Origin of the sequence: Streptomyces sp. NPDC127068, assembly GCF_042724695.1 — a bacterium.
GTDB lineage: Bacteria > Actinomycetota > Actinomycetes > Streptomycetales > Streptomycetaceae > Streptomyces.
Genome location: NZ_JBHXEN010000027.1, coordinates 15273 through 39338, shown reverse-complemented (window position 1 = coordinate 39338; position 24066 = coordinate 15273). Strand labels below are relative to the sequence as shown.

Below are 24066 nucleotides of genomic sequence, written 5' to 3'. Positions count from 1 at the left end.
ACCACGGACGCGGGGGCGTCGCACATCCGGCCGGGCGGCACCGCCCGGGGGAGGCGCGTCGTTCAGCTCCCGGCCCGCGCCTTGGTGTGCCGGGTGGGCCGGGCCCCCGCCGGGTCCTCCGGCCACGGGTGCTTGGGGTACCGCCCCCGCAGCTCGGCCCGCACCGCGCGGTACCCCTCCGTCCAGAACGAGGCGAGGTCGGCGGTCACCGCAGCCGGTCGTCCCGCGGGGGACAACAGGTGCACCAGCAGCGGCACCCCCGCCACCTCCGGTGTCCGCGCCAGCCCGAACATCTCCTGCAACTTCACGGCCAACACGGGACGTTCGGGGTCCGCGTAGTCCACCCGGATGCGGGAACCACTGGGCACCTCGATCCGCTCCGGTGCCAGCGCGTCGAGCCGGGCCGCCTCGCCGCTCGCCCACGGCAGCAGCCGGGTGAGCGCCTGCCCCGCGTCGATCCGAGCGAGCTGCGCCCGACCCCGGGCCCGTCCCAGCTCGGGCTCCAGCCACTCGTCGGCCCGGGCGAGCAGCGCCTCGTCGGACACCTCGGGCCAGTCCCCGCCCACCGTCCGGTGCAGGAACGCCAGGCGCTGCCGCAGTACGAACGCGTCCCGGTCCCACCGCAGCAGCCCGAGCCCCTCCCGGCGCAGTCCCTGGAGCAGGGCCTCCCGGACCAGCTCGGGTTCGGGGTCCCGCAGCGGACGCACCGTCAGTTCCACCGCCCCCAGCCGTTCCACCCGCCGGGCGATCAGGTCCCCCTCGGACCAGGCGACCTCCGCGCCCTCCGTGTGCAGGGACCCGGCGGCCCGGCGGGCGACGTCCTCGTCCACGACGGCGGCCAGTCGCACCCGGGCGTGCCCGGCGCCCGCCGGACGGTCCGCGACCGCCACCGCCAACCACGGGACGCCCCGCAGGGCCGAACCGCCACCCAACTCGGCACGGGTCCCCGACACCATCCGGTAGTCGCCCTCGCCCTCGCCCCGCTCGCGCGCCAACCGTTCGGGGAACGCCAGCGCCACCACCAGGCCACCGGCCCGGTCCCGGTCGTCGGCCGGCGAGTCGTTCGGCGCGTCCCCCTGCCCCGTCGGCACGGCCCCGGGTCCCGTCCCGGCTCCGGCCGAGGGTCCCGCCCCGTCCAGGGCGGCCGTCAGCCGGCGCACCTCCGAGCGCCACCGGGCCGCGTACCCGTCGCCGCCGCGTCGCGCGGAGCGCCACACCGCGGCGAGGTCGTCCCCGTACTCCCGGGGAGGCTCCTCGCTCAGCAGGGCCACCACCTCGGCCGCGCGGCGCCCACCGACCTCGGCCGCCCCGTCCAGCAGTGCCCGCCCGAGCCGGGGGTGCACTCCGACCCGCGCCAGCCGGAGGCCGCGTGCGGTGACCCGCCCGGATGCCGCGTCCACCGCGCCGATCGTCGTCAGCACCGACCGGGCCGCGGCCATCGCGCCCGCCGGCGGGGCGTCCAACAGGGCCAGCCCGGTCGCGTCCGGATCGCCCCACACCGCGGCCTGGAGCGCGAACGCGGTCAGTTCGGCCACCTTGATCTCGGGTGCGGGGAACGGGGGCAAGCGGTCGTGCTCCGCCGGCGACCAACAGCGGTACACCGTGCCCGGTGCCTCCCGCCCCGCCCGGCCCGCCCGCTGTCGGGCCGCGGCCCGGGACGCCCGCACGGTCGTCAGGGAGCCGAGGCCCCGGGCGTGGTCCGTCCGCGGTTCCCGGGCCAGACCCGAGTCGACCACGACCCGCACGCCCGGCACCGTCAGACTCGACTCCGCCACCGACGTCGCGAGGACCACCCGGCGTCGGGACCCACCGGCCAGCACCGCGTCCTGCACTCCGGCCGGCGCCCGCCCGTGCACCTGGAGGACCTCCGTGTCGCTCTGCTCCGCGAAGTCCGCCAACTGGCCCGCGACCCGCGCGATCTCACCGACCCCGGGGAGGAAACACAGGACGTCCCCCGCCCGCTCGGCCAGTGCGCGGCGCACCACGGACGCGACGTGCGTCAGCATCGCCGGGTCGACGCGCATGCCGTGCGCAGGACGCACCACCCGGGGCGGGGGTGCCCACACCACGTCCACCGGATGGGAGGTGCCGGCCGTCTCGATCACCGGCGCCCCGCCCATCAGCTCGGCCCACCCGCGCGCGTCGGTCGTCGCCGAAGCGGCCACCAGGCGCAGGTCGGGGCGGAGGGTGCCCCGGACGTCGAGGAGGAACGCGGCGGCCGTGTCCGCGTCCAGGTGCCGTTCGTGGCACTCGTCCAGGACCACGGCGTCCACCCCCGCCAACTCCTGGTCCCGCTGGAGGCGCTGGAGGAGGACCCCGGTCGTGACCACCTCGACCCGGGTCCGCCGGCCCACCACCCGCTCCCCGCGCACCGTGAAGCCGACGCTCTCGCCGGGCTGCTCCCCGAGCAGCCACGCCATCCGGCGTGCCGCGGCCCGCGCCGCGATCCGTCGCGGCTCCGCGACGAGCACCCGGCGGGGCGCCCCGCCGTCCCCGACGCCCTCGTACCCCGCGAGTCCCGCGAGCGCCAGCGGCACCAGGGTCGTCTTGCCGGTCCCGGGAGGCGCGCAGAGCACCGCGGTGCCCTGGGCCTCCAGGGCGGACAGCAGGGCCGGAACGGCTTCGCGTACCGGGAGTCGGTCGAGTGCGTCGGTTCGGATCATGCGGTCAGTGTGCTGCTTCGTCGGGACCGGTGCGTCCCGTTATCCACAGGCAGGGTCGGATCAGCGGATCGTATGACTTACGCGGACGTGCGGAGCTGACTTCCCCGGACGTGCGGAGCGCACCCGCGTCACTCGTGCCGTTCGCAGACGAAGATCGCCGTTCCGGGGATCAGCTGCCCCCGCAGCGGTGACCAACCGCCCCACTCCTCGCGGTTCCACAGCGGCCACTCGGGCTCCACGAGGTCCACCAGTCGGAACCCGCCGGCCACCACGTCCCGCACCCGGTCGCCCACCGTCCGGTGGTGCTCGACGTACACCGCCTCGCCGTCCTCGCCCTGCTCCACGTACGGCGTGCGGTCGAAGTAGGAGGCGGCCACCGACAGCCCCTCGGGACCCGGCTCGTCCGGGAACGCCCAGCGGATCGGGTGCGTCACCGAGAACACGAACCGCCCGCCGGGCCGCAGCACCCGCCGCACCTCCCGCAGCACCCGCACCGGGTCCGCGACGAACGGCAGCGCACCGTACGCGGAGCACGCCAGGTCGAAGGACCCGTCCCGGAAGGGCAGGGCCCCGGCGTCCGCCTCGACCATGGCGATGCCGTCCGCACCGATCCGCAGCGCGTGCTGCAGCTGCCGGTGCGACAGGTCCAGCGCCACCGGCCGCGCCCCCTGCTCCGCGAGCCAGCGCGCGCACTGGGCCGCGCCGGCACCGATCTCCAGGACGTCCCGACCCTCCAGCGCGCCCGCCGGGCCCAGCAGCCGGGCATCGGCCTCGTCCAACCCCTCGGGCCCCCAGACGAACCTCCCGTCCCCCAGGAACGCGCCGTGGTCACTCTGGTACTCGTCGGCGTTGCGGTCCCACCAGCCGCGGTTCGCGCGGCTGCTCTCCGTGCCCGATGCGGTGCGCCGAGTGGCTTCCGGCTCGGGCTGTTCGGCCTCTTGGATGATCGGCTCCCTCGTCGTACTCTTCCGTGAATCGCCGGGGGCGCGTCCCGCGTCCGTCCGTCGACCCGACCCCCGTCCGGGTGTCCGGCCGGGAGTCGCCGTCGGGTGGCCGGATGCGTTCTCCGCGGCCTCTCGCGGCAGTTCTTGCGCCGGGTATGCGGCGATCCGCCCCGGGTGTGCGCCTTCGCGCATTGACCCTGTCCGGCTGCCCCCGTATGCTACAAGTTGCGCTGCGAGCCTGCGCTCCTCAGACCTAGCAGGCTGCGCTCGCGTCTGTTGTATGTCCCCTCGGTTTTCGAGGTGCGTTCCGTTCTCCCGTCAGGGGGAGCGGGCCCGCGCTTCCCAGGCTGTCCGGCTTCTGCAGAGCGACAACGGCTCCCGGCGTAGCAGTACCTACGACTTCAATGTCCGTACCGGAGCCCTTTCCCACATGACGAGCAGCACCGAGACCACCGCCACCACCCCGCAGGTAGCGGTCAACGACATCGGTAACGAGGAAGCCTTCCTCGCCGCGATCGACGAGACGATCAAGTACTTCAACGACGGCGACATCGTCGACGGCGTCATCGTGAAGGTCGACCGGGACGAGGTCCTGCTCGACATCGGTTACAAGACCGAAGGTGTCATCCCGAGCCGAGAGCTCTCGATCAAGCACGACGTCGACCCGAACGAGGTCGTCAAGGTCGGCGACGAGATCGAAGCCCTTGTCCTTCAGAAGGAGGACAAGGAAGGCCGCCTGATCCTCTCGAAGAAGCGCGCCCAGTACGAGCGCGCTTGGGGCACGATCGAGAAGATCAAGGAAGAGGACGGCATCGTCACCGGTACCGTCATCGAGGTCGTCAAGGGTGGTCTCATCCTTGACATCGGCCTCCGTGGCTTCCTCCCGGCCTCCCTGGTCGAGATGCGCCGCGTCCGCGACCTCCAGCCGTACGTCGGCAAGGAGCTCGAGGCGAAGATCATCGAGCTGGACAAGAACCGCAACAACGTGGTCCTGTCCCGCCGTGCCTGGCTGGAGCAGACCCAGTCCGAGGTCCGCCAGACCTTCCTCACGACCCTCCAGAAGGGTCAGGTCCGCTCCGGCGTCGTTTCCTCGATCGTCAACTTCGGTGCCTTCGTGGACCTGGGTGGCGTCGACGGTCTCGTCCACGTCTCCGAGCTGTCCTGGAAGCACATCGACCACCCCTCCGAGGTCGTCGAGGTCGGTCAGGAAGTCACCGTCGAGGTCCTCGACGTGGACATGGACCGCGAGCGCGTCTCCCTGTCGCTCAAGGCGACGCAGGAAGACCCGTGGCAGCAGTTCGCCCGGACGCACCAGATCGGTCAGGTCGTCCCCGGCAAGGTCACCAAGCTCGTTCCGTTCGGTGCGTTCGTCCGCGTGGACGAGGGCATCGAGGGCCTGGTCCACATCTCCGAGCTGGCCGAGCGCCACGTGGAGATCCCGGAGCAGGTCGTCCAGGTCAACGACGAGATCTTCGTCAAGGTCATCGACATCGACCTTGAGCGCCGTCGCATCAGCCTCTCGCTGAAGCAGGCCAACGAGTCCTTCGGCGCCGACCCGGCCGCGGTCGAGTTCGACCCGACCCTGTACGGCATGGCCGCGTCCTACGACGACCAGGGCAACTACATCTACCCCGAGGGCTTCGACCCCGAGACCAACGACTGGTTGGAGGGGTACGAGAAGCAGCGCGAGGAGTGGGAGCGCCAGTACGCGGAGGCGCAGACCCGCTTCGAGCAGCACCAGGCCCAGGTCATCAAGTCCCGCGAGGCCGACGAGCAGGCTGCTGCCGAGGGTGGCGAGGCCATCGCCGCCCAGGCCGCGAGCACGGGCGGTTCGTACTCCTCGGAGTCCGCGGACAACTCCGGTGCCCTGGCTTCCGACGAGGCGCTCGCCGCGCTCCGTGAGAAGCTCGCCGGTGGCCAGAGCTGAGGCTCAACCACTAGGCGCTAGCCGCTGACGTCGGGCCCGCACCCCCTCGGGGGTGCGGGCCCGACGCCGTTCCCGGACGCACTCCGCGCACCACCGGTACCTCCCGTCCCGGGTGTGTCCGGGTGATCGAACGGACGGATGAGCGGGGACGATCGGACGGTCACTCCGGGAATTCCTTCGTACCGCAGCGTGTTCTGACTGAGGGACACGAGGAGGAGCGGCTGTGCTTGATCCGCAGGGTTTGTACACGTGGGAACCGAAGGGCCTGGCCGTCGTCGACGTGGCCCTGGCCCAGGAGTCCGCCGGACTGGTGATGCTCTACCACTTCGACGGTTACATCGACGCGGGTGAAACCGGCGACCAGATCGTCGAACGACTCCTCGACTCGATGCCGCACCAGGTCGTCGCCCGCTTCGACCACGACCGGCTGGTCGACTACCGGGCCCGGCGCCCCTTGTTGACCTTCCAGCGCGACCGTTGGACGGACTACGAGGTGCCCGCCTTGGAGGTGCGGCTCGTCCAGGACGCCACGGGAGCGCCCTTCCTGTTGCTGGCCGGGCCCGAGCCGGACGTCGAGTGGGAACGCTTCGCCGCCGCGGTCCAACAGATCATCGAACGCCTCGGCGTCCGCCTCGCCGTGAACTTCCACGGCATCCCCATGGGCGTGCCGCACACCCGACCCGTCGGGCTCACCCCGCACGGTTCGCGCACCGACCTGGTGCCGGGCCACCGCAGCCCCTTCGAAGAGGCGCAGGTGCCCGGAAGCGCCGAATCCCTGGTCGAGTACCGGCTGATGGAAGCGGGGCACGACGTGCTCGGCGTCGCCGCGCACGTGCCGCACTACATCGCCCGCTCCCCGTACCCGGACGCCGCCCTCACCGTCCTCGAAGCCATCACCTCCGCCACCGGACTCGTGCTGCCGGGCGTCGCGCACGCCCTGCGCACCGAGGCGCACCGCACCCAGACCGAGATCGACCGACAGATCCGCGAGGGCGACGAGGAACTCACCAGCCTGGTGCAGGGCCTTGAGCACCAGTACGACGCCGCTGCCGGAGCCGAGAGCCGGGGCAACATGCTGGCGGAGCCGACGGAGATCCCGTCCGCCGACGAGATCGGCTTGGAGTTCGAGCGTTTCCTCGCGGAGCGCGAGGGCGAGGGCTGACCCGGGCCCCGCGTCCCCTCGCACCCTCCCTCTAAGCTGCGCTCATGCTGACAGTGGGCCTGACCGGGGGCATCGGAGCCGGTAAGAGCGAGGTGGCGCGGCTCCTCGTGGGGCACGGCGCGGTCCTGATCGACGCGGACCGGATCGCCCGGGAGGTGGTCGAACCGGGGACCCCCGGTCTCGCCGCCGTGGTGGCGGCCTTCGGCCGGGACGTGCTCGCCGCGGACGGCTCCCTCGACCGGGCCGCCCTGGGCGCGATCGTCTTCGCGGACCCCGAGGAGTTGGCCGTGCTCAACGGCATCGTGCACCCCCTCGTCCGGGAGCGGTCCGCCGAACTGAAGGCCACGGCGCCCGAGGACGCGGTCGTGGTGCAGGACGTCCCCCTGCTCACGGAGAACGGCTTGGCGGACCTCTACGACCTGGTGATCGTGGTCGACGTGGCGCCGCAGACGCAGGTGGACCGTTTGGTGCGGCTGCGCGGCATGAGCGAGGCGGACGCCCGCGCCCGGATGGCCGCCCAGGCCACTCGCGAACAGCGCCTCGCCGTCGCCGACATCGTGATCGACAACGACGTGTCGCGGGACGAACTGGGGGAGCGGGTGGCGCAGGTGTGGGAGGAACTGCTCCGTCGCGCGGCCACCGGGTAGCGCGGGTGGCGGTCGGAGGGAACGCCGACGGGGAATGACACCGGCCACAAAGGGCGTTGAACCGGTGAACGAGGGGAAGGGATGGAGCGTGCCCGAGCGTAGTGGATCACCCGGACGAAGCCCGGAGACGCATGTCATCGATTTCCGCGCCGCCGAGCAACTCCTCGCCGCGCGCGACCCCAGGGGAGCTGTGAAGCTGCTGGACCGGGTCATCGCCGCCCATCCGGAGAACACCGCGGCCAGGCTGCTGCGGGCGCGGGCCTTCTTCGCCGCGGCCCAGCTCAGGCCCGCCGAACTGGAGTTCACCATCGTGCTGGAGCGCGAACCCGACAACGCCTTCGCCCACTTCGCGCTCGCCCGGACCTACGAGCGGGCGGGTCGCCCCGAGCAGGCGCTGCGGCACTTCAGGCTCGCGGCGGCGTTGGACCCCAACCCCGAGTACACGGCCGCGGCCCGTTTCGACGACTGACGCCGCCCGCATCGGAGGCTTGAGCACCTCCACGGCGTCAACGCTCCGAGGGCGGTGGGTAGGGCGGGACGTCCCGGCCCGGTTGGTAGTGCGGGCCCTGCCGGATGTGGCGGACGATCACGACCATGTCGACCACGGTGACTAGCCACAGCACCGCGCAGGCCGCGGCCCAACCGGGTCGGCCCACCCAGGCGAAGGCGACCGTGCCGGCGAGCGCCCAGACCATCCCCCACAGGCTCAGCCAGAAACGCATGCGCAGCGGACTGCGCGCGGTCATCGGCTCACTGCCCGTACGCATCGCCCAACACCCTCCTCATCTGCACGGTACTCCCGTGCCGCCCGGTGCCGACGGCGAGCCGGGTGCACACGTACGGTGATGTCCGGGCACTTCTCGTGCGGGCAACCCGTTGAACGGGGCACGGGGCACGGGGCAGCGGGCCTTCCCGCGGTGCCGAAGCCGGCGCGCGACGACAGGGGACGTTCATGGCAGCGGAGCGGGGGACGACACCGCTGGACGAAGCGGCGCGCACGGACGAGCGGTCCGCCCGGTGGCTGGCGGCACTGGAAGCCCCGGGCATCACGCCCGTCCGGGTGGAACTGCCGGCCGTCGACGACCTCCCCGACGTCCTGCTGGAACTCGCCGTGCCCCACGAAGCGCTGGCCGAGCTCCTGGCGCTGCGCGACCGCTTCGACCGGGAGCCGAGTGCGCGGCTCCTGCTGGAGCGGGCCGTCGCCGGGCTGCTGCACCGCCCGGACGAGATCGGCGAGGGCATCGCGCCGCAGACCCTGCCGACCGGGGACGACCCCCTCGGACGCTGCTTCCCGATCTTCGTCTATCTGGCGGCGCTCCCGCACACCCGTGCGCTGCACCGGGCCCGCGGCATCGAGGACGAGGTCTCCCGCGCCTCCCTCGCCGACCTGGGGCGTCAGATCGCCGTCCACCGCCGCCGGCACGGGGAGACCGGAACGACCCCGCCCGGCTGGCCCTCGCTCGCCTTCCGCGGCGAGCTCTACCAACTGGGACGGCTCCAGTTCCAACGGACGCACCTGCTCGAAGGGCTCGCCCCGCTCGTCATCGAGGCCGGCTTGGCCGGTGGCCCCACCGACCTCTGCGCGAGTCTCCACATCCCCGACTTCCGGGGGCCGTTGTCACCGGACGCCTGTGACCGGTCCCTGCAACGGGCGCGCTCCTTCTTCGCACGCCACTACCCCGAAGAGCAGTACCGCACCGCGGCCTGCTCCTCCTGGCTGCTGGACCCGCAGCTCAAGGCCCGGCTGCGACCCGGGTCGAACATCGTGCGGTTCCAGGAGCGGTTCCGGCTGGGTCCGCCCGACGGCGAGCCCGATGACCGCAGCCCCGTGGCCTTCGTCTTCGGCGATCCCACGGTGCCGTGGGAGGAGCTGCCCCGGCGCACCTCCGTCGAGCGGGCGATCGGTGACCACCTCAGGTCCGGCGGGCACTGGTACCACGGGCGGGGCTGGTTCCCGCTGTGACGCCGGACGGGTCCGGTGGACTCCGGTGCCCGGGTGCTCAGCGCTCGCTCGCGCGGCCCCGGCCGAAGCCCGTCGGCTCTTCCGGGCCCCGGGTGATGCCCAGGCCCCCGGTGCTGCGCAGGCGCTCCATGTCCCTGCGGTCCCGCTTGGTCGGCCGACCGGTGCCGCGGTCCCGCACACCGGCGACGGCCACGGCCTCGCGCGGCGGGGGCGGCGGGCTGTTGTCGACGTAGGCCTCGACGGCCACGGGCGCACCGACCCGCTTGCGGAGGACGCGCTTGACGATCACGATCCGCTCGCGCCCCGCGTGCCGCAGCCGCACCTCGTCGCCGACGCGCACCCCGTGGGCCGGCTTCACCCGCTCGCCGTTGACCCGGACATGGCCGCCCCGGCATGCGGCAGCCGCCAGGGACCGGCTCTTCACCAGGCGCACCGACCAGATCCAGCTGTCCACCCGGACGCTGCCCTGCGCGGGGTCGGGGGCCACCACGGGCCCGGTGCTTCCGCGCTCGGTGCTCGCGTCCGCGTCCCCGGGGCCACCGGGGTCGTCCGTCCCGGCGTCGGAGGAGGAGCCCGGTGCGGCCGGGCGAGAGGAACCCGGTGCGGCCGGGGGAGGGGGGCCGTCCGCCAGATCAGAAGCCATGCCCCGACCTTAGCCCGGTGCGTGCCCCGGACGCCGTGGATATTCCGCCCGAGCGGCCCACCCCGGGGTGCAACGGGGCGGGGGTCCCGGAATCCTGGCATCCAGCCGCCCGCCGGACCTCGGTCCGGTCCTTCGACAGCCACCTGGCGGTGCGCCACCGGGAGGGAGCGCGTCCCGTGCACACCGAGGCCACGACCGCCGCCCCCGGGGGCGGCCCATGACCACCCGGACCCCCGAGGCCGAACCGGACCCGGCGCAGGAGCCCCGCCCCGGGTTCCGCTTCCCCAGCGCCCAGACGGTCCTGGTCCTGGTCACCCTCGCCGTCTGGGCGCTCACCTTCCTGATCCCGCCGGGCACCTACGACCGTGACGCGCGGGGCGCCCCGGTCCAGGGCACGTACCACCGGGTCGATGCCTCGCAGAGCCTCGCCGACCGGCTGAACGACCTGTTCCTCGCCCCGGTCAACGGCCTCTACGGCATCCTCGACCCCCGGAGCGGGCAGGTCGGGCCCGAGCTGTCGGGCGAGTTGTTCGGCAGCGCCGGTGTCTTCCTCTTCGTCCTCGCGATCGGCGCGTTCATCACCGTCGTCTTCGTGACGGGCGCACTGGACCGCGGCATCGAACGGCTCGCGCACCGACTGCGGAGCCGGGGCTGGTTGCTCATCGCGGGCGTCATGCTGGTGTTCTCGGTGCTCGGCACGGTCGAGGGCTTCGCCGAGGAGACCCTCGGCTTCTACGGGCTGGTGGTGCCGCTGGTGCTCGCCCTCGGCTACGACCGGATGACGGCCGTGGGCACGATCATCCTCGGTGCCGGGGTGGGCGTGATGTGTTCCACCGTCAACCCGTTCGCGACGGGGGTCGCCTCCGCCGCCGCCGGGATCTCGCTGGGCGACGGCATCGTGCTGCGGTTCGTCATGTGGGTGGTGCTCACCTCCGTCACCATCACGTATGTCGTCCGGTACGCCCGGCGGGTGCGTGCGCATCCCGAGCGGTCGGTGTCCGGGTTCCTGCCCGGTGACCGGGCGCTCGCCGCGGCCGGTGGCCCCGGGGCGGCGGTCCCGGAACTGACGGGCACCCACCGGGCCGTCCTCGCGCTCACCACCCTGGTCTTCAGCTTCATGATCTTCTCGGTGGTGCCCTGGGCGTCCGCACTCACCGGGCGCGCGGACGCGGTCCCGTACGGATGGGAGCTCGGCTGGTCGTTCCCCGAACTCGCGGCGCTGTTCCTCGTCGCGGCCGTCCTGGTCGGGGTCGTCGCGCGGATGGGCGAGCAGCAGCTGAGCGCCACCGTGGTCCGCGGCGCCGCGGACTTCCTCTCCCCGGCGCTGGTCATCGTCCTCGCCCGCGGCATCACGGTCATCATGAACAACTCGCAGATCACGGACACCGTGCTGCACTCCATCGAGGGGATCGTGGCGGGCACCTCGTCCGCCGCGTTCGCGGTGATCGTCTTCCTGGTGAACCTCCCGTTGGCGTTCCTGATCCCCTCCAGCTCGGGGCACGCCACGCTCGCCATGCCGATCCTCGCGCCGCTCGCCGACTTCGCGGGGGTGTCCCGGGCGGTCGTCGTCACGGCCTGGGCGGCGGCCAGCGGCTGGATGAACCTCTGGGTGCCCACGACGGCCGTCACCATCGGCGGGGTCGCCCTGGCGAAGGTCGGGTACGACCGGTACCTGAGGTTCGTGTGGCCGTTGCTGGCGATCCTGGCGGTCCTGGTCTGCGGGTTCCTGGCGCTCGGCGCGGTGCTCGGCTGATCCGCTGCGACCGGTGCCGTCGGTCTGCTGCGGGCGCCCCGCCCATCGTGACCAGGAGTACGGGGCGCGGCCGGTCCCCGGGTTCGGGCCGCCGGACGCCGCGCTGTTGCTCGTGGGCCTCGCCCCCGCCGCGCACGGTGCCAACCGCACGGGGCGGATGTTCAGCGACCGGCCCGCGCTCGCGGCGGGGGCGCTCCTGGCCGGGGTCAGTGCTGGGGCACCGCCACCGTCGCCGTGATCTCCACGAGCTGGCCGGGATAGCCGAGAAGGGTGACTCCCATGATCGTCGAGGAGTGCGGGCCGCGACTCAGACCGCTCGCCTGGACCACCTCCCAGACCGCGTCCAGCGTGTCGTGCGCATCGGTGACCACGTACACATCGGTGTAGGCGACGTCCTCCAGCCCGGCGCCGACGGCCTTCGCCTGCTCGGCGAGGTTCGCGATCACCTGCTCGGTCTGCCGGACCGCGTCGCCGGCGCCGACGAGTTCGCCCGCCGGGTCCAACGGGACGGAGCCGGACAGGAAGGCGAGCCGGGTGCCGGCCTCCACCACGGAGGCGTGCGCGTAGGTGGGCGGGGTGAACAGGGACGGGACGGTGACACGACGGATCATGGGTCTCCTCGGTCGGACGCGGGCCCCGCACCCGGTCGGGGCGGGACGTACCAGGCACGATCATGTGACGCCCGTCCGGGTTCCCGCATCCGATTATCGGAACGCGGCCTTCCTCCTGCCCCGACCCGTCCGCCCCACCGGCCGTCCGCGCCTAGGCTTGCCGCCCATGGTCACCACTTCCGCGCACCCGCGTCCGGAACCCTCCGACGAGCTCCCGCCGGCCCCGGACCCTTGCCCCGTCCGGGGCGCCGGTCGCGTCCCCCGGGACCCCGCGGACCGGCTGCTCGACGACCCCTTCACCGCCTACGCGGCCCTGCGCGCCACCGCGCCCGTCCACCGGATCACCGGACCCGACGGCACCCCCGCCTGGCTCGTCACCCGCTACGAGGACGTGCGGTCCGGGCTCGCGGACCCCCGGCTCTCGCTCGACAAGGAGAACGCCCTGCCGGGCGGTTACCACGGCTTCCGGCTGCCGCCCGCGCTCGACGCCAACCTCCTGAACATGGACCCTCCCGACCACACCCGCATCCGCCGTCTCGTGGCGCGCGCCTTCACCCCGCGCCGGATCGAGCGGCTCCGGGAGCCGATCCGACGCGCGGCGCACGCCCTGGTCGACGGTTTCGGCTCCACCGGCCGGGTCGACCTCGTCGCCGGGTACGCGGGGCCGTTGCCGCTCACCGTCATCGGCGACCTGCTGGGGGTCCCGGAGGGCGACCGGCGCGACTTCCGGAGCTGGACCGCGACACTGCTCGGCCCGGAGCGCCCCGACCCGGTCGCCGCGAAGGAGACGATGGGGGCGATGCTGCGCTTCTACACCGGACTCGTTGCCGACAAGCGCCGCGCCCCCGGCGACGACCTGCTGTCCGACCTCGTCGCCGTCCGCGACGAGACCGCCGAACCGTCGCCGTCCGACCCGTCCGGGGCCGCAGCGGACGGCCGACTCACCGAGGACGAACTGGTCTCGCTGGCCTTCCTCATCCACTTCGCCGGCTACGAGAACGCCGTCCACCTCATCGGCAACGCCGCCCTCGCCCTGCTGACCCACCCCGAGGCGCACGCCGCACTGCGCGCCGACCCCGCGCGCTGGCCCGCCGCGGTCGAGGAGCTGACCCGCTACGACACTCCCGCACTGCTCGCCATCCGCCGGTTCCCCACCGAGGACGTACGGATCGCCGGGGTCACCGTCGGGGCGGGGGAGACGGTGTTCCTCTGCCTGGCGTCGGCGAACCGGGACCCGGACCGCTTCCCCGACGCCGACCGGCTCGACCTGTCCCGGGACGCCTCGGGTCAGCTGGCCCTCGGCCACGGCATCCACTACTGCCTGGGTGCCTCGCTCGCCCGGTTGGAGGCGGAGGTCGCCCTCGCGGTCCTCTTCGCACGCCTGCCGGGGCTCGCCCTGGACGTCGATCCGGACTCCCTGCCGCGCCGGCGCACCCTGCGGAACAGGGGCGTGCGGGAACTGCCCGTCAGATTCTGAGCCCCGCCGATGAGTTCCGGTCCTCCGCACGGTCCACCCCGCACAGCCGTCGCCGTCCGGAGGAGGAACGATGTCGTTTCCGCAGATCGTCACGCGAGCGGAGTGGGTGAGTGCGCGGGAGGACCTGTTGGCCAAGGAGAAGGCCGTCACCCGCGCGCGGGACGCGCTCAACGCGGAGCGGCGCAGACTGCCGATGGTCGAGGTGCGCACGGAGTACGTCTTCGACGGCGCCGACGGGGCGTTGACGCTGCGGGACCTCTTCGAGGACCGGGACCAGCTCATCGTCCTGCACTTCATGTTCGCCCCCGAGTGGGAGTCGGGGTGCGTCGGCTGCTCCGCCTTCCTCGACCAGATCGGGAACCTGGCCCACCTCAGGGCGCGCGGCACGGCCTTCGTCGCGGTGTCCCGGGCCGCGTTCACCCGCATCCTGCCGTTCCAGGCGCGGATGGGCTGGGCGGTGCCGTGGTACTCGTCGGGCCGGTGCGACCTCGACACCGACTTCAACACCGATTTCGGCGCCACGGTGTGGGAGGGCGGCCGGCCCGTCGAACGGTCCGGGGTGAGTTGCTTCCTGCGGCACGGGGAGCGGCTGTTCCACACCTACTCGACCACGGAACGCGGTCTCGACGGACTCGGGTCGACGGCGAGCCTCCTCGACCTGACCGCGCTCGGCCGGCAGGAGGAGTGGGAGGAACCCCGGGGGCGCGGGCTGGGCCGCGGGGCCCGGGACGCCGGGGGCTGGCTGCGGTACCACGACGAGTACGAGGACTGACGCCGCGGACGGGCGACGGAGGGGTGGCCCAGTGGCCAGGGGTCGGGGGTCAGAGGTCGGAAAAAGGGTCCGACCGGCGGCACCCCCACGGGCCGCCGGTCGGACCGGGTGACCGGGCGACACCCCCAGGGTCGCCGGTCAGGCTGTCACGGGACGGCACCACGTGGGCGTCGTTCCCGTGACGCGGCATAGAGCCAGATAGAGCGGTATGGGCGGGGTGTAGGGGACCGTCGCCGCCGGCCGGTGGATCAGCCCCGGGGGGCGGCCCCCGTCCGGCAGCAGGGCCCCGTTCACGTAGTGGGCGGGTGCGGGCCAGTGCAGCGCCACGTCCGAGCCCGAGGGGACGATCCACCACCAGCGGTCCCGGTCGTCGGCGTACACGCAGCCGATCCGGGGCAGCCGGGGGACCATCCGGCGGGCGTGGGCCTCCGGCACCGACACCGCGTCGCAGCCGAGCGGGAGGGACATGCCCGTGGGCAGTGCCAGCCGCGGCGAGCAGGTGGTGCGCGTACGTCCCCGTGCCCTGCGGTGACGTTCCCGGGTGACCAGGGTGTCGAGACTCAGCGTCCGCGCGGTCGTCACAGCCATTCGGCCCCCGTCCCGCGGAACGCCTCCGCACGAGCGCCCGGGACCGTCTTCCCGCTCACCGGTTCGGCGGCCCGCGGCAGTTCGGCCCAGACCAGCAGGCCGGGCCCGGTCTCCTGGGCGCCCCAGGCGCTGGAGACCGCCGCGACGAGCAGCAGGCCCCGGCCGTGCTCCTCCTCGGGACGCTGCGACGAGGGCCGGGGCTCGCCCGGGGCGCACCCCTCGTCGCTGACGGCTATGCGCACCTTTTCGGTGTCGTCGTGCAACTCGCAGACGATCAGGGTGGAAGCGGTGTGCACGATGGCGTTGGTGACCAGCTCGGACACCACGAGATCGGCCGCGTCGCAGGTGTCCTCACAGACGGACCAGCCGGACAGCCGGGCCCGTGTGAGGCGCCTGGCCTGTGCGGGCGAGCCCGGATGTGCAGCCAACTCGAAGCGGAAGCGGCGCCTGCTGGCAGCCTCGCCAGGAGGCGCCCCGGCTGCCTCGGCACCGATACCCATTTCGGCAGCCTCTGTTCCTAACGGCGCGGACGGAATCACGTTTGCCACTATCTCCCCGCCGTGAACACTTGGCAAGTGGCACTCTGAAAATTGCAGAGTGCAGTGTGCCCGGCGAGGGGCACATGGCACACTGCTCGCAACAGCACGCGAAGCGGCCCCAGTTGGGTCCGCTGTTCTGTGCTGCCTGATCATCGGTGACTCTCCGGAGGTGGACGTGAGCGAACCGCGGTCCGCGCCGACCGTCGGCCAGGTCGTGCTCGGTCGTCGCCTCCAGGACCTGCGGGAGCGCGCCGGACTGAAGCGTGAGGAAGCCGCCCAGCTCCTCCGGGTCGCCCCCGCCACCGTCCGCCGGATGGAGAACGCCGAAGTCGCCCTCAAAATCCCGTACGTGCAGCTCCTGCTGAAGGCGTACGGGGTCGCCGACGAGGAGGCCGACACCTTCGTCACCCTGGCGGAGGACGCCAACCGTCCCGGCTGGTGGCAGCGCTTCCACGAGGTGCTGCCGGGCTGGTTCTCCATGCACGTCAGCTTGGAGGGGTCGGCGAGCCTCATCCGGACGTATGAACCCCACTTCGTGCCCGGACTGCTCCAGACGGAGGACTACGCACGCGCGGTGCTCCGCTCCGGTGCCGTGGGGCAGACCCGCCCCGAGGACATCGAGGGGCACGTGGCGCTGCGCATGCAACGACAGGACCTGCTCACCCGCGAGGACGCCCCGCGGCTGTGGGTCGTCATGGACGAGACCGTGCTGCGCCGTCCGGCCGGCGGTCCCGAGGTGATGCGCGACCAGATCGACAAGCTGCTGGACCGCACGGCGCTGCCGAACGTCACCCTCCAGATCGCCCAGTTCGAGTCGGGTCCGCACCCCGGCACGTACGGGCCGTTCGTGCTGTTCCGCTTCACCATGCCGGAACTGCCCGACATGGTGTACAGCGAGTACCTGACCGGTGCCGTCTACCTCGACGCACGTCCCGAGGTCGCCCGCCACCTTGAGGTCATGGACCGCATGGCGGCCCAGGCCGCCACAGCACATCGCACGAAGGAGATCCTGCGGGATCTCCGCAAGGAGCTATGAATGGATCGACAGGGGATATACAACGGCATGCCCGCTCGGGAACTCGGCGCCGAGGGCTGGCACAAGCCCTGGAGCGGGGGCAACGGCGGGAACTGCGTCGAAACCATGAAGCTGGCCGACGGCCGGGTGGCCGTGCGTCAGTCCGCGGATCCGGACGGGCCGGCGCTGATCTACACGCGTGGAGAGATCAGGGCGTTCATCCAGGGGGCCAAGGCGGGTGAGGCCGACTTCCTGCTCTCCTGAACCGACCGGCTCCCGCACCACCCGGGACCGCGCCCCCGGTCGACCGGCGAGGGCCCTGCTGCCCGACCGGACCCGTACCGTCCTCCCCCACGACCCGCCCGCGGCGCTCCTCCCGACCGACCGGGCGTGCACGGCCCCGCCCCCTCCACGGCCCGTCCTGACACCGCCCACGGCCCCGTCCTGACACCGCCGTCGGCGCGCACCCGGTACCTGACGTCCCCCCTCCGCACCCCGGCGTCCCCCCACGGCGTCGGGTCGATCCGGCACGGCAGCGGAAGGGGCGCCCCGCCGTGCACCGGCCCGACCGGTGCGCGGCAACCGGTGCACCGCCCGGCGCCCTCGGCGGGGCGCACGGTCAGGCGCGCATCGGGCGGTCCTCCGGCCCGATCGGCACGGGCAGCCCGCTCGTGCCGACCAGGTACCGGTCGACCGCCGCCGCCACCGCCCGGCCCTCCGCGATCGCCCACACCACCAGCGACTGACCGCGCGCCGCGTCGCCCGCGGCGAACACGCCCGGGCGGTTCGTGGCGAAGGAACCGTCCCGGGCGATGCCCCCGCGGACGTCCACCTCCACCCCCAACCCCGACAACAGCCCGTCGTCCCGGTCGGGCCCCGAGAACCCGAGCGCCAGCAGCACCAGATCGGCCCGCAAGGTCCGCTCCGACCCCGGCAACGGCCGCCGCCGCGCATCGACGTCGGCGACCCGCACCCCGCGCACCCGGCCGTCCGCGTCCCCCTCGAACCCCAGGGTCGACGCGGCGAACAGCCGCGCGTCGGCGTCCGACACCGGCGCACTGTGCAACCGGGCGCCCTCCTCGTGCGCCGCCGACAACCGGTAGACCCTGGGGTACGTGGGCCAGGGTTCCCCCGCCCCGCGGTCCGGCTCCGGCAGGACGTTGATGTCCAACTGGGTCACCGACGCGGCACCCTCGCGCAGCGCCGTGCCCAGACAGTCCGAGCCGGTGTCCCCACCGCCGATGACGACGACGTGCCGTCCGGCGGCCGACAGCGGGGACACCGCCAGATCCCCCTCGCACACCCGGTTCGCCCAGGGCAGGTACTCCATCGCCTGGTGGATGCCCGCCAGCTCCCGCCCCGGCACCGGCAACTCGCGCCACGCCGTCGCCCCCGTGGCCAGGACCAGCGCGTCATGACGGGACAGCAACTCCTGCGCACCGCACCCACGGCCCACCGCCGTGCCCGGGTGGAACTTCGTCCCCTCGTCCCGCATCTGCGCCAGCCGCCGGTCCAACTGCCCCTTGTCCATCTTGAACGCGGGTATCCCGTACCGCAGCAGCCCGCCGATCCGGTCCTCCCGCTCGTACACGACCACCGTGTGCCCGGCCCGGGTCAGCTGCTGCGCTGCGGCGAGTCCCGCCGGGCCCGAACCCACCACCGCGACCGTCCGCCCCGACAGCCGCTCGGGGGGCCGGGGCGGCAGCAGCCCGTCGGCCCACGCCCGGTCCGCTATCGCGGCCTCCACGTTCTTGATCGTGACCGCCGGCTGGTTGATCGCCAGCACGCACCCGGCCTCGCAGGGCGCCGGACACAACCGCCCGGTGAACTCGGGGAAGTTGTTGGTGGCGTGCAGCCGCTCGCTGGCCGCCCGCCAGTCGTCGCGCGCCACGAGGTCGTTCCAGTCCGGGATCAGATTGCCCAGCGGACACGCCTCGTGGCAGAACGGGACCCCGCAGTCCATGCAGCGGTCGGCCTGCCGCCGGACCAGGGGCAGCAGCGCCCCGGGCACGTACACCTCGTCCCAGTCCCGGACCCGTTCCTCCACCGGGCGGCGCGGCCACTCCTCGCGCCCCGTCCGCAGGAACCCCTTGGGGTCGGCCATGGCCGTCTCCCTCGTGTGCGCTCCCGAGCCACGATACGCCGCGCCCCGGCCGTGGGGGCGGCCCCGCTCACCGGGCGAGCGCCAGCACGTACAGCGCGCAGGACGCGAGCGCGGCGCCGGTACGGACGTGGTTGGCGCGCGTCCACTCACGCGCCCAGGTCCGCCAGTACCCGGCAGTGTCCGGTCCTGCGGGGTCCACCTCCGCCAGCGCGTCGTTGCGCGGGAAGTGCGCCACGACGCTCAGCCCGAGGGTCCCGAACAGGTACAGCCCGGCGCCCGTGAGCAGCAGCCCGGTCGACCCGGGCCAGGACACCAGGGTGAATCCGACGATCACCGCGCTCAGCACCGCGCCGCCCGCGAACGCCACCATGACCCACGGGCTCAGCGCCGTCCGGTTGACGGCCTGCATCGCCGCGACGCCCTGCGCCGGCGGCAACGAGACCAGCGCCCGCATCACGAAGGTGGAGAACGCGTACAGCGCTCCCGCCGTCAGCCCGCACAGCAGTGCCCCCGCGAACACCACCCCGAAGAACGCCCCGTCGATCATCACTGCTCCCCTCGTCCGACGCCCGGTCCCGGGCCCGTGCTCCCAGTCAAGTCCCGGCCGTGCCGGCCGACCATGGCCGAGACGCGCACCGGCATGCGTCTGCGTACCCCCGCCCCGGCCGCCCGCGCCCGGCCCGGGGAGGATGGACCCGTGCGCCTGCAACCGATCACCTGGGACCGGCTCGCCCACGCCCTCGTCGAGCGGCTGCTCGCTCCGGGGGCCGACCGCGGAGCCGACCCCGCCGCGGACCACGACACCGACCGCACCTGGCTGCGGATCGCCCTCGACGCCGCTCCGGCGGCCCGGCCCGCGGACCTGGCGCGGCGGCTGGCCGAGGAGCTGCGGATGCGCGGCCGGGCCGCCGTGGTCATCGGGACGGAGGGCTTCCACCGTCCCGCCTCGCTCCGCTACGAACACGGCCGCGAGGACCCCGACTCCTACTACGACGGCTGGCTCGACACCGGCGCCCTGTGGCGGGAGGTGTTCGCGCCGCTGGACCCGGGAGGCACCGGCTTGGTGCTGCCCGACCTGTGGGACCCCGTCACGGACCGGGCCACTCGCAGCGCCCCCGTCGCCCTGCCGCCGGGCGGTGTGCTGCTGCTGCACGGCCCGTTCCTGCTCGGACACTGGTTCCCGTTCGACCTCACGGTGCACCTGGGGCTCTCCGCGGCGGCCCTGGAGCGCCGTACGCCCGCCGCGCAGCACTGGACGCTCCCCGCCTTCGCCCGGTACGCGTCCGAGGTCGACCCGGTGGCCACGGCGGACGTCCTGGTACGGGCGGACGACCCCGGGCGACCCGCGTGGAACGGCTGACCCGGGGCGTCTCGGGTGCGGCCCCCTCCCGGTGCGGTGACAATGGAGGGCGCCGGGACTAGCGACGCGTCCCGCGCCGCGCCGGCCGTCCGGCACCGGGAGGTACCGCATGACCACCGCCGGAGACATCATGCACCGGGGCGCCCAGTGGATCCCCGCCCACGAGACCCTCGACCGGGCCGCCCAGCTGATGCGGGACCTGGGGGTCGGCGCCCTCCCCATCGCCGACGCCGACGAACGCCTCTGCGGCATCCTCACGGACCGCGACATCGTGATCGAGTGCGTGGCGATGGGCCACGACCCGGCCAAGGTCACCGCGGGCGACCTGGCCCAGGGCACCCCGCGCTGGGTCGATGCGGGCGCCGACGTGGACGAGGTGCTCAACGAGATGCAGGGCCATCAGATCCGCCGGTTGCCGGTCCTGGAGGACAAGCGGCTGGTCGGCATGATCAGCGAGGCGGACCTCGCCGGGCACCTGTCCGACGAGCAGATCGCCCACTGGGTCGAGAGCGTGTACGCCACGCGCTGACCCTTCCCGGAACTCAGAGCCAACCGTTGCGGCGGAACCCCCGGTACACCAGGACGCACGCCGTGGCGATCACGGTGAGGACCGCCGGGTAACCGTACGGGGACCGGAGTTCGGGCATGTGCGTGAAGTTCATGCCGTAGACCCCGCACACCATCGTCGGGACCGCGATGATGGCCGCCCAGGCGGTGATCTTCCGCATGTCGGCGTTCTGGGCCACCGTCACCTGCGCCAGATGGGCCTGGAGGATCGAGTTGAGGAGGTCGTCGAAGGCACTGATCTGCTCGCCGACCCGCAGCAGGTGGTCGGCGACGTCCCGGAAGTACGTCTGCATCTCCGGGTCCACGGACCGCGTCGGGTGACCGGAGAGGATCTGGAGCGGTCGGTTCAGGGGGAGGACGGCCCGCTTCAGCTCCAGCAGTTCGCGCTTGAGCTGGTACACCCGGCCGGGGTCGACCCGGGCACCGCCCTCGGCGAACACCGCGGACTCGATCTGGTCCATGTCGGCCTGGATCGCGTCGGTGACCCGGAGGTAGTCGTCGACCACGTGGTCGGCCACCGCGTGCAGCACCGCGGCCGGCCCCTTCGCCAGCCGCTCCGGCTCGGACTCCAACTCCTCACGGACCGGGCCGAGCGAACCGTGCTGGCCGTGCCGGACGGTGATGACGAACCCGCGGCCGACGAAGACCATCAGTTCCCCGGTGTCCACCACCTCGCTGGTCGCGGTGAGTTCGGCGTGCTCCACGTAGGCGACGGTCTTGAACACCGCGAACAGCGTCTCCCCGTAGCGTTCCACCTTCGGCCGCTGGTGCGCGTGGACGGCGTCCTCCACCGCGAGGGGGTGCAGGTCGAACAGCTCGGCGATGCCCGCGAACTGTTCCTCCGTCGGTTCGTGGAGCCCCATCCAGAAGAAGCCGTCGCCGCGGGCGCGGACCCGTTCCACGGCCCGGGCCAGGGCCTCGCCGGTCAGCGCCGGCCCGTCCGTCTGACGCACGCCGCCCTGGTAGCGCACGCAGTTGACGACGGCCGAACCCAGCGGCGAGCGGGCGGGGTGGCTGAGGTCGACCCGCCGGCGGCCACGGGTCAACTGCGCCACCTTGCGCAGGCCGCCGACCCCCCGGAGGCCACCGGCCCTCCGCAGACTTCCCGCCATCGACATGCCGAACTCCTCGCGTCGTACTGCGATGTGGCGGGTCAGTCTGCCAGTCGCAGGGGTGCCGTGGGGATGTGGACGGGGGTCCCGGGAAGGTCCCGCTCACCCTGGTGGCCTGCGGGTTCGCCCCTTGCGCCCCTTCCGCAACAGCGGGCTCCGGGCGTCCCGAGCGGCCCTAGACTCCGCCGCCCCGACGGGGAGCCGCGTTCCGGTCCGCTCGCCGGGTGAGCAGGGTCAATGCGCTCAGCGGGAGCAACAGCAGCGCGGCCCACAGGTTCAGCCAGGCGTAGCCGGCCGCCGCCACCACGAGTCCCGCAAGAGCGCCGCCCACGCCCGCCGCCGCGCTCATGACCAGGTCGGACAGGCCCTGGGCGGCGGCCTGCGCGGCCTTCGGGACCGACTCGGTGAGCAGCGCCGAACCGGCCACCAGCGCCGCCGACCAGCCCAGCCCCAACAGGAACAGTCCGGCCGCCGTCCGGCCGTGCGCACCGCCCGAGGTACCCGCGAGGAGGGCGGCGCACGCCAGCAGCACCACCGACAGGCCGATCACCGCATCGCGCCCCAGCCGGTCCGACAACCACCCCATGACCGGGGAGAAGGCGTACATGCCGGCGATGTGACCGCTGATCACCAGACCGATCAGCTCGATGCCGGCGCCGTGGTGCCCGAGGTGCACCGGGGTCATCGCCATGACCCCCACCATCACGGTGTGCCCGAGCGTGACGGTCACCAGCGCCAGCCGGGCCCGGGGCGACGCCGAGACGGCCGCGAAGCCCACGCGCAGGGTGCCGCCCCGCCCCGGCGTCGCGTCGCCGGGGGACAGGGCGCGGGCCACCAGCAGCGGATCGGGCCGCATCAGGAGGGCGACCACCCCCGCGGCGGCCAGGAACACCCCCGCCGCCCACAGGAACGGCCCGGCGGTCTCCGGCACCCCGAGCGGGGCGGCGCTCGCCCCGGCCGGACCCGCGATGTTCGGGCCGAGGACCGCGCCGATGGTGGTGGCCCACACGACGTGCGAGATGGCCCGCGCCCGGTGGCCGGGTTCCGCGAGGTCCGCCGCGGCGAACCGCGCCTGGAGGTTCGCCGCGGTCGCCGCACCGAACGCCGCCATGCCGAGCAGCAGCAGCGGGAAGCTGTCCACCACCCCCGCGACCACGATCACCCCGGCGCCGAGCGCCCCGATCAGGTACCCGAGCACCAGCCCGGCGCGTCGGCCGCGGGTGTTCATCAGCGCGGCCAGCGGCAGCGCCAGGAGGGCCGTCCCGGCGACCGTCGCGGTGGGGGCGAGCCCTGCCAGGGAACCGGTTCCGCTGACCTCCTCGGCCAGCACCGCGGCCAGGGCCACCCCGATGGCGACCCCGAGTCCGCCGAGTATCTGACTGGATATCAGGGCGGTCGACACCCGTCGGCGCAGCGCGGGCAGGTCCTCCGGGACGGTCACCGGGTTCGTCACCGGGACGCTCGGGCCGCGGCCGGGACCGCGCCGTGGGGCCGTGGTGTCGCGTTCGGGCGTGCTGGAAGGATTCACCGACGCAGTCTGACAGGGCACCCGCCGCTCGGAACACCCCATTGACCTGCGTAAACGACGGGTAGCCCTTAGAACAGGGGCTGCGGCAGGACGCCCTCCAGCGCCAGCAGCGTCCGCTTGGCCTCCAGCCCGCCCCCGAAGCCGCCGATGCCGCCGTCCCGCTCGACGACCCGGTGGCAGGGCACGACGACGGGCAGCGGATTGGCGCCCATGGCCGCCCCCACGGCCTGCGCGGCGCCGGGCTGTCCGACCCGACCGGCCAACTCCCCGTACCCCGCCACCGCGCCGTAGGGCACGCCCGCCAGCAGCTCCCGCAACACCTCGCGGTGGAACCCCGAGACCAACGACCAGTCCAGGGGCACGGTGAAGGTGCGCAGTTCGCCGGCGAAGTACGCCGCCACCTGACGGATCGCCTCCGCGAGCAGCGGGTTGGCGGGGGCGTGCACCGGCCGGGTGCCCAGCCGGGCCGCCAGGGCGTCCAGGGTGTCGTCGCGCACCGCGTCCGTGGCGTGGAAGGCGACCGTGACCAGACCCCGGTCCGTGGTGACCAGCAGCAGCGGGCCGATGGCGCTGTCGACGACCTCCCAGGCGGGGACCCGGGCGCCGGGGCGGGGGCCGCCCGTGCCGCCCGTGCCGTCGGTGCCGTCGGTGTGTTGCCTGTCGTCCGTGCTCACCATGCGGCCCACGGTAC

24 protein-coding genes and 1 pseudogene are annotated in these 24066 nt (G+C 73.4%); 13 read left to right on the top strand and 12 right to left on the bottom strand.

The annotated features are described in order from the left end of the window. Positions 1-62: 62 nt before the first annotated feature. Positions 63-2663 carry an ATP-dependent helicase HrpB gene (gene hrpB / locus ACFWIA_RS18615; RefSeq protein ID WP_387006145.1) on the bottom strand — a complete coding sequence of 867 codons (2601 nt, stop codon included), beginning with the start codon at positions 2661-2663 and terminating at the stop codon, positions 63-65. Positions 2664-2791: 128 nt separating this feature from the next. Beyond that, a complete protein-coding gene (locus ACFWIA_RS18610; protein ID WP_387006142.1) occupies positions 2792-3799 on the bottom strand; it encodes a methyltransferase domain-containing protein in 1008 nt (335 codons plus the stop codon). 238 nt (positions 3800-4037) lie between these two features. Between ACFWIA_RS18610 and rpsA the strand changes: the two genes are divergently transcribed. From rpsA to ACFWIA_RS18590, 4 genes are all read left to right on the top strand, one after another. Beyond that, a complete protein-coding gene (gene rpsA / locus ACFWIA_RS18605; protein ID WP_385485442.1) occupies positions 4038-5534 on the top strand; it encodes a 30S ribosomal protein S1 in 1497 nt (498 codons plus the stop codon). Between the two features lie 223 nt (positions 5535-5757). Then, complete coding sequence (locus ACFWIA_RS18600; RefSeq protein ID WP_387006139.1) at positions 5758-6696, top strand: PAC2 family protein; 939 nt, start codon at positions 5758-5760, stop codon at positions 6694-6696. Between the two features lie 44 nt (positions 6697-6740). Continuing rightward, positions 6741-7343 carry a dephospho-CoA kinase gene (gene coaE, locus ACFWIA_RS18595; RefSeq protein ID WP_387006136.1) on the top strand — a complete coding sequence of 201 codons (603 nt, stop codon included), beginning with the start codon at positions 6741-6743 and terminating at the stop codon, positions 7341-7343. An 88-nt stretch (positions 7344-7431) separates the two neighbouring features. After that, the gene (locus ACFWIA_RS18590) at positions 7432-7812 is read left to right on the top strand and encodes a tetratricopeptide repeat protein (protein ID WP_387006134.1); all 381 of its coding nucleotides are present in this window, start codon (positions 7432-7434) and stop codon (positions 7810-7812) included. A 37-nt stretch (positions 7813-7849) separates the two neighbouring features. Here ACFWIA_RS18590 and ACFWIA_RS18585 read toward each other — a convergent pair whose 3' ends face one another. After that, on the bottom strand, positions 7850-8110 hold the full coding sequence (locus ACFWIA_RS18585) for a DUF6343 family protein (RefSeq protein ID WP_387006131.1): 261 nt from the start codon (positions 8108-8110) through the stop codon (positions 7850-7852). Positions 8111-8295: 185 nt separating this feature from the next. Between ACFWIA_RS18585 and ACFWIA_RS18580 the strand changes: the two genes are divergently transcribed. Then, on the top strand, positions 8296-9306 hold the full coding sequence (locus ACFWIA_RS18580; protein ID WP_387006128.1) for an acyltransferase domain-containing protein: 1011 nt from the start codon (positions 8296-8298) through the stop codon (positions 9304-9306). A 37-nt stretch (positions 9307-9343) separates the two neighbouring features. Here ACFWIA_RS18580 and ACFWIA_RS18575 read toward each other — a convergent pair whose 3' ends face one another. Continuing rightward, entirely contained in the window at positions 9344-9949 is a 606-nt protein-coding gene (locus ACFWIA_RS18575) for an RNA-binding S4 domain-containing protein (RefSeq protein ID WP_387006125.1), read from the bottom strand. Between the two features lie 217 nt (positions 9950-10166). Here ACFWIA_RS18575 and ACFWIA_RS18570 point away from each other — a divergent pair, with 217 nt between their 5' ends. Then, on the top strand, positions 10167-11702 hold the full coding sequence (locus ACFWIA_RS18570; RefSeq protein WP_387006124.1) for a YfcC family protein: 1536 nt from the start codon (positions 10167-10169) through the stop codon (positions 11700-11702). A 34-nt stretch (positions 11703-11736) separates the two neighbouring features. Beyond that, a pseudogene (locus tag ACFWIA_RS18565) lies at positions 11737-11934 on the top strand (uracil-DNA glycosylase family protein); the annotation flags it as partial. Here the strand turns inward: ACFWIA_RS18565 and ACFWIA_RS18560 are convergent. After that, positions 11909-12313, bottom strand: coding sequence for a RidA family protein (locus tag ACFWIA_RS18560; RefSeq protein ID WP_387006122.1), 405 nt, complete (start codon positions 12311-12313; stop codon positions 11909-11911). The pseudogene ACFWIA_RS18565 and the gene ACFWIA_RS18560 sit on opposite strands and share 26 nt — an antisense overlap. 166 nt (positions 12314-12479) lie before the next feature. Between ACFWIA_RS18560 and ACFWIA_RS18555 the strand changes: the two genes are divergently transcribed. Together ACFWIA_RS18555 and ACFWIA_RS18550 are read left to right on the top strand one after the other, a co-directional pair. Further along, entirely contained in the window at positions 12480-13790 is a 1311-nt protein-coding gene (locus ACFWIA_RS18555) for a cytochrome P450 (RefSeq protein WP_387006120.1), read from the top strand. Between the two features lie 70 nt (positions 13791-13860). After that, entirely contained in the window at positions 13861-14562 is a 702-nt protein-coding gene (locus ACFWIA_RS18550; protein ID WP_387006118.1) for a DUF899 domain-containing protein, read from the top strand. 138 nt (positions 14563-14700) lie between these two features. Here the strand turns inward: ACFWIA_RS18550 and ACFWIA_RS18545 are convergent, their stop codons facing one another. Together ACFWIA_RS18545 and ACFWIA_RS18540 are read right to left on the bottom strand one after the other, a co-directional pair. Continuing rightward, positions 14701-15150 (bottom strand): hypothetical protein, encoded by a 450-nt coding sequence (locus ACFWIA_RS18545; protein WP_387006115.1) that lies wholly within the window; start codon positions 15148-15150, stop codon positions 14701-14703. Beyond that, positions 15141-15650: an ATP-binding protein gene (locus ACFWIA_RS18540; protein ID WP_387006112.1), complete on the bottom strand. Its 510-nt coding sequence runs from the start codon at positions 15648-15650 to the stop codon at positions 15141-15143. Before ACFWIA_RS18540 ends, ACFWIA_RS18545 begins: the two co-directional genes overlap by 10 nt. A 214-nt stretch (positions 15651-15864) precedes the next feature. Between ACFWIA_RS18540 and ACFWIA_RS18535 the strand changes: the two genes are divergently transcribed. Together ACFWIA_RS18535 and ACFWIA_RS18530 are read left to right on the top strand one after the other, a co-directional pair. Continuing rightward, entirely contained in the window at positions 15865-16725 is an 861-nt protein-coding gene (locus ACFWIA_RS18535) for a helix-turn-helix domain-containing protein (RefSeq protein WP_387006109.1), read from the top strand. Further along, complete coding sequence (locus tag ACFWIA_RS18530) at positions 16726-16968, top strand: DUF397 domain-containing protein (RefSeq protein ID WP_385485412.1); 243 nt, start codon at positions 16726-16728, stop codon at positions 16966-16968. 355 nt (positions 16969-17323) lie between these two features. Here ACFWIA_RS18530 and ACFWIA_RS18525 read toward each other — a convergent pair whose 3' ends face one another. Both ACFWIA_RS18525 and ACFWIA_RS18520 read right to left on the bottom strand, forming a co-directional pair. Further along, the gene (locus ACFWIA_RS18525) at positions 17324-18808 is read right to left on the bottom strand and encodes a glutamate synthase subunit beta (protein WP_387006107.1); all 1485 of its coding nucleotides are present in this window, start codon (positions 18806-18808) and stop codon (positions 17324-17326) included. A gap of 67 nt (positions 18809-18875) precedes the next feature. Then, positions 18876-19355: a DUF1772 domain-containing protein gene (locus ACFWIA_RS18520; protein WP_387006104.1), complete on the bottom strand. Its 480-nt coding sequence runs from the start codon at positions 19353-19355 to the stop codon at positions 18876-18878. Positions 19356-19505: 150 nt separating this feature from the next. Between ACFWIA_RS18520 and ACFWIA_RS18515 the strand changes: the two genes are divergently transcribed. Next, positions 19506-20168 (top strand): uridine kinase, encoded by a 663-nt coding sequence (locus tag ACFWIA_RS18515; protein ID WP_387006101.1) that lies wholly within the window; start codon positions 19506-19508, stop codon positions 20166-20168. A 109-nt stretch (positions 20169-20277) separates the two neighbouring features. Further along, positions 20278-20697 (top strand): CBS domain-containing protein, encoded by a 420-nt coding sequence (locus ACFWIA_RS18510; protein WP_385485404.1) that lies wholly within the window; start codon positions 20278-20280, stop codon positions 20695-20697. Positions 20698-20710: 13 nt separating this feature from the next. Here ACFWIA_RS18510 and ACFWIA_RS18505 read toward each other — a convergent pair whose 3' ends face one another. The 3 genes from ACFWIA_RS18505 to ACFWIA_RS18495 form a co-directional block, all read right to left on the bottom strand. Beyond that, positions 20711-21853 (bottom strand): magnesium and cobalt transport protein CorA, encoded by a 1143-nt coding sequence (locus ACFWIA_RS18505; RefSeq protein ID WP_387006098.1) that lies wholly within the window; start codon positions 21851-21853, stop codon positions 20711-20713. 169 nt (positions 21854-22022) lie between these two features. After that, positions 22023-23417 (bottom strand): MFS transporter, encoded by a 1395-nt coding sequence (locus tag ACFWIA_RS18500; RefSeq protein WP_387006096.1) that lies wholly within the window; start codon positions 23415-23417, stop codon positions 22023-22025. Positions 23418-23443: 26 nt separating this feature from the next. Further along, positions 23444-24052, bottom strand: a complete 609-nt coding sequence (locus ACFWIA_RS18495) for a methylated-DNA--[protein]-cysteine S-methyltransferase (protein ID WP_387006093.1) — start codon at positions 24050-24052, stop codon at positions 23444-23446. Between the last annotated feature and the right edge of the window lie 14 nt (positions 24053-24066).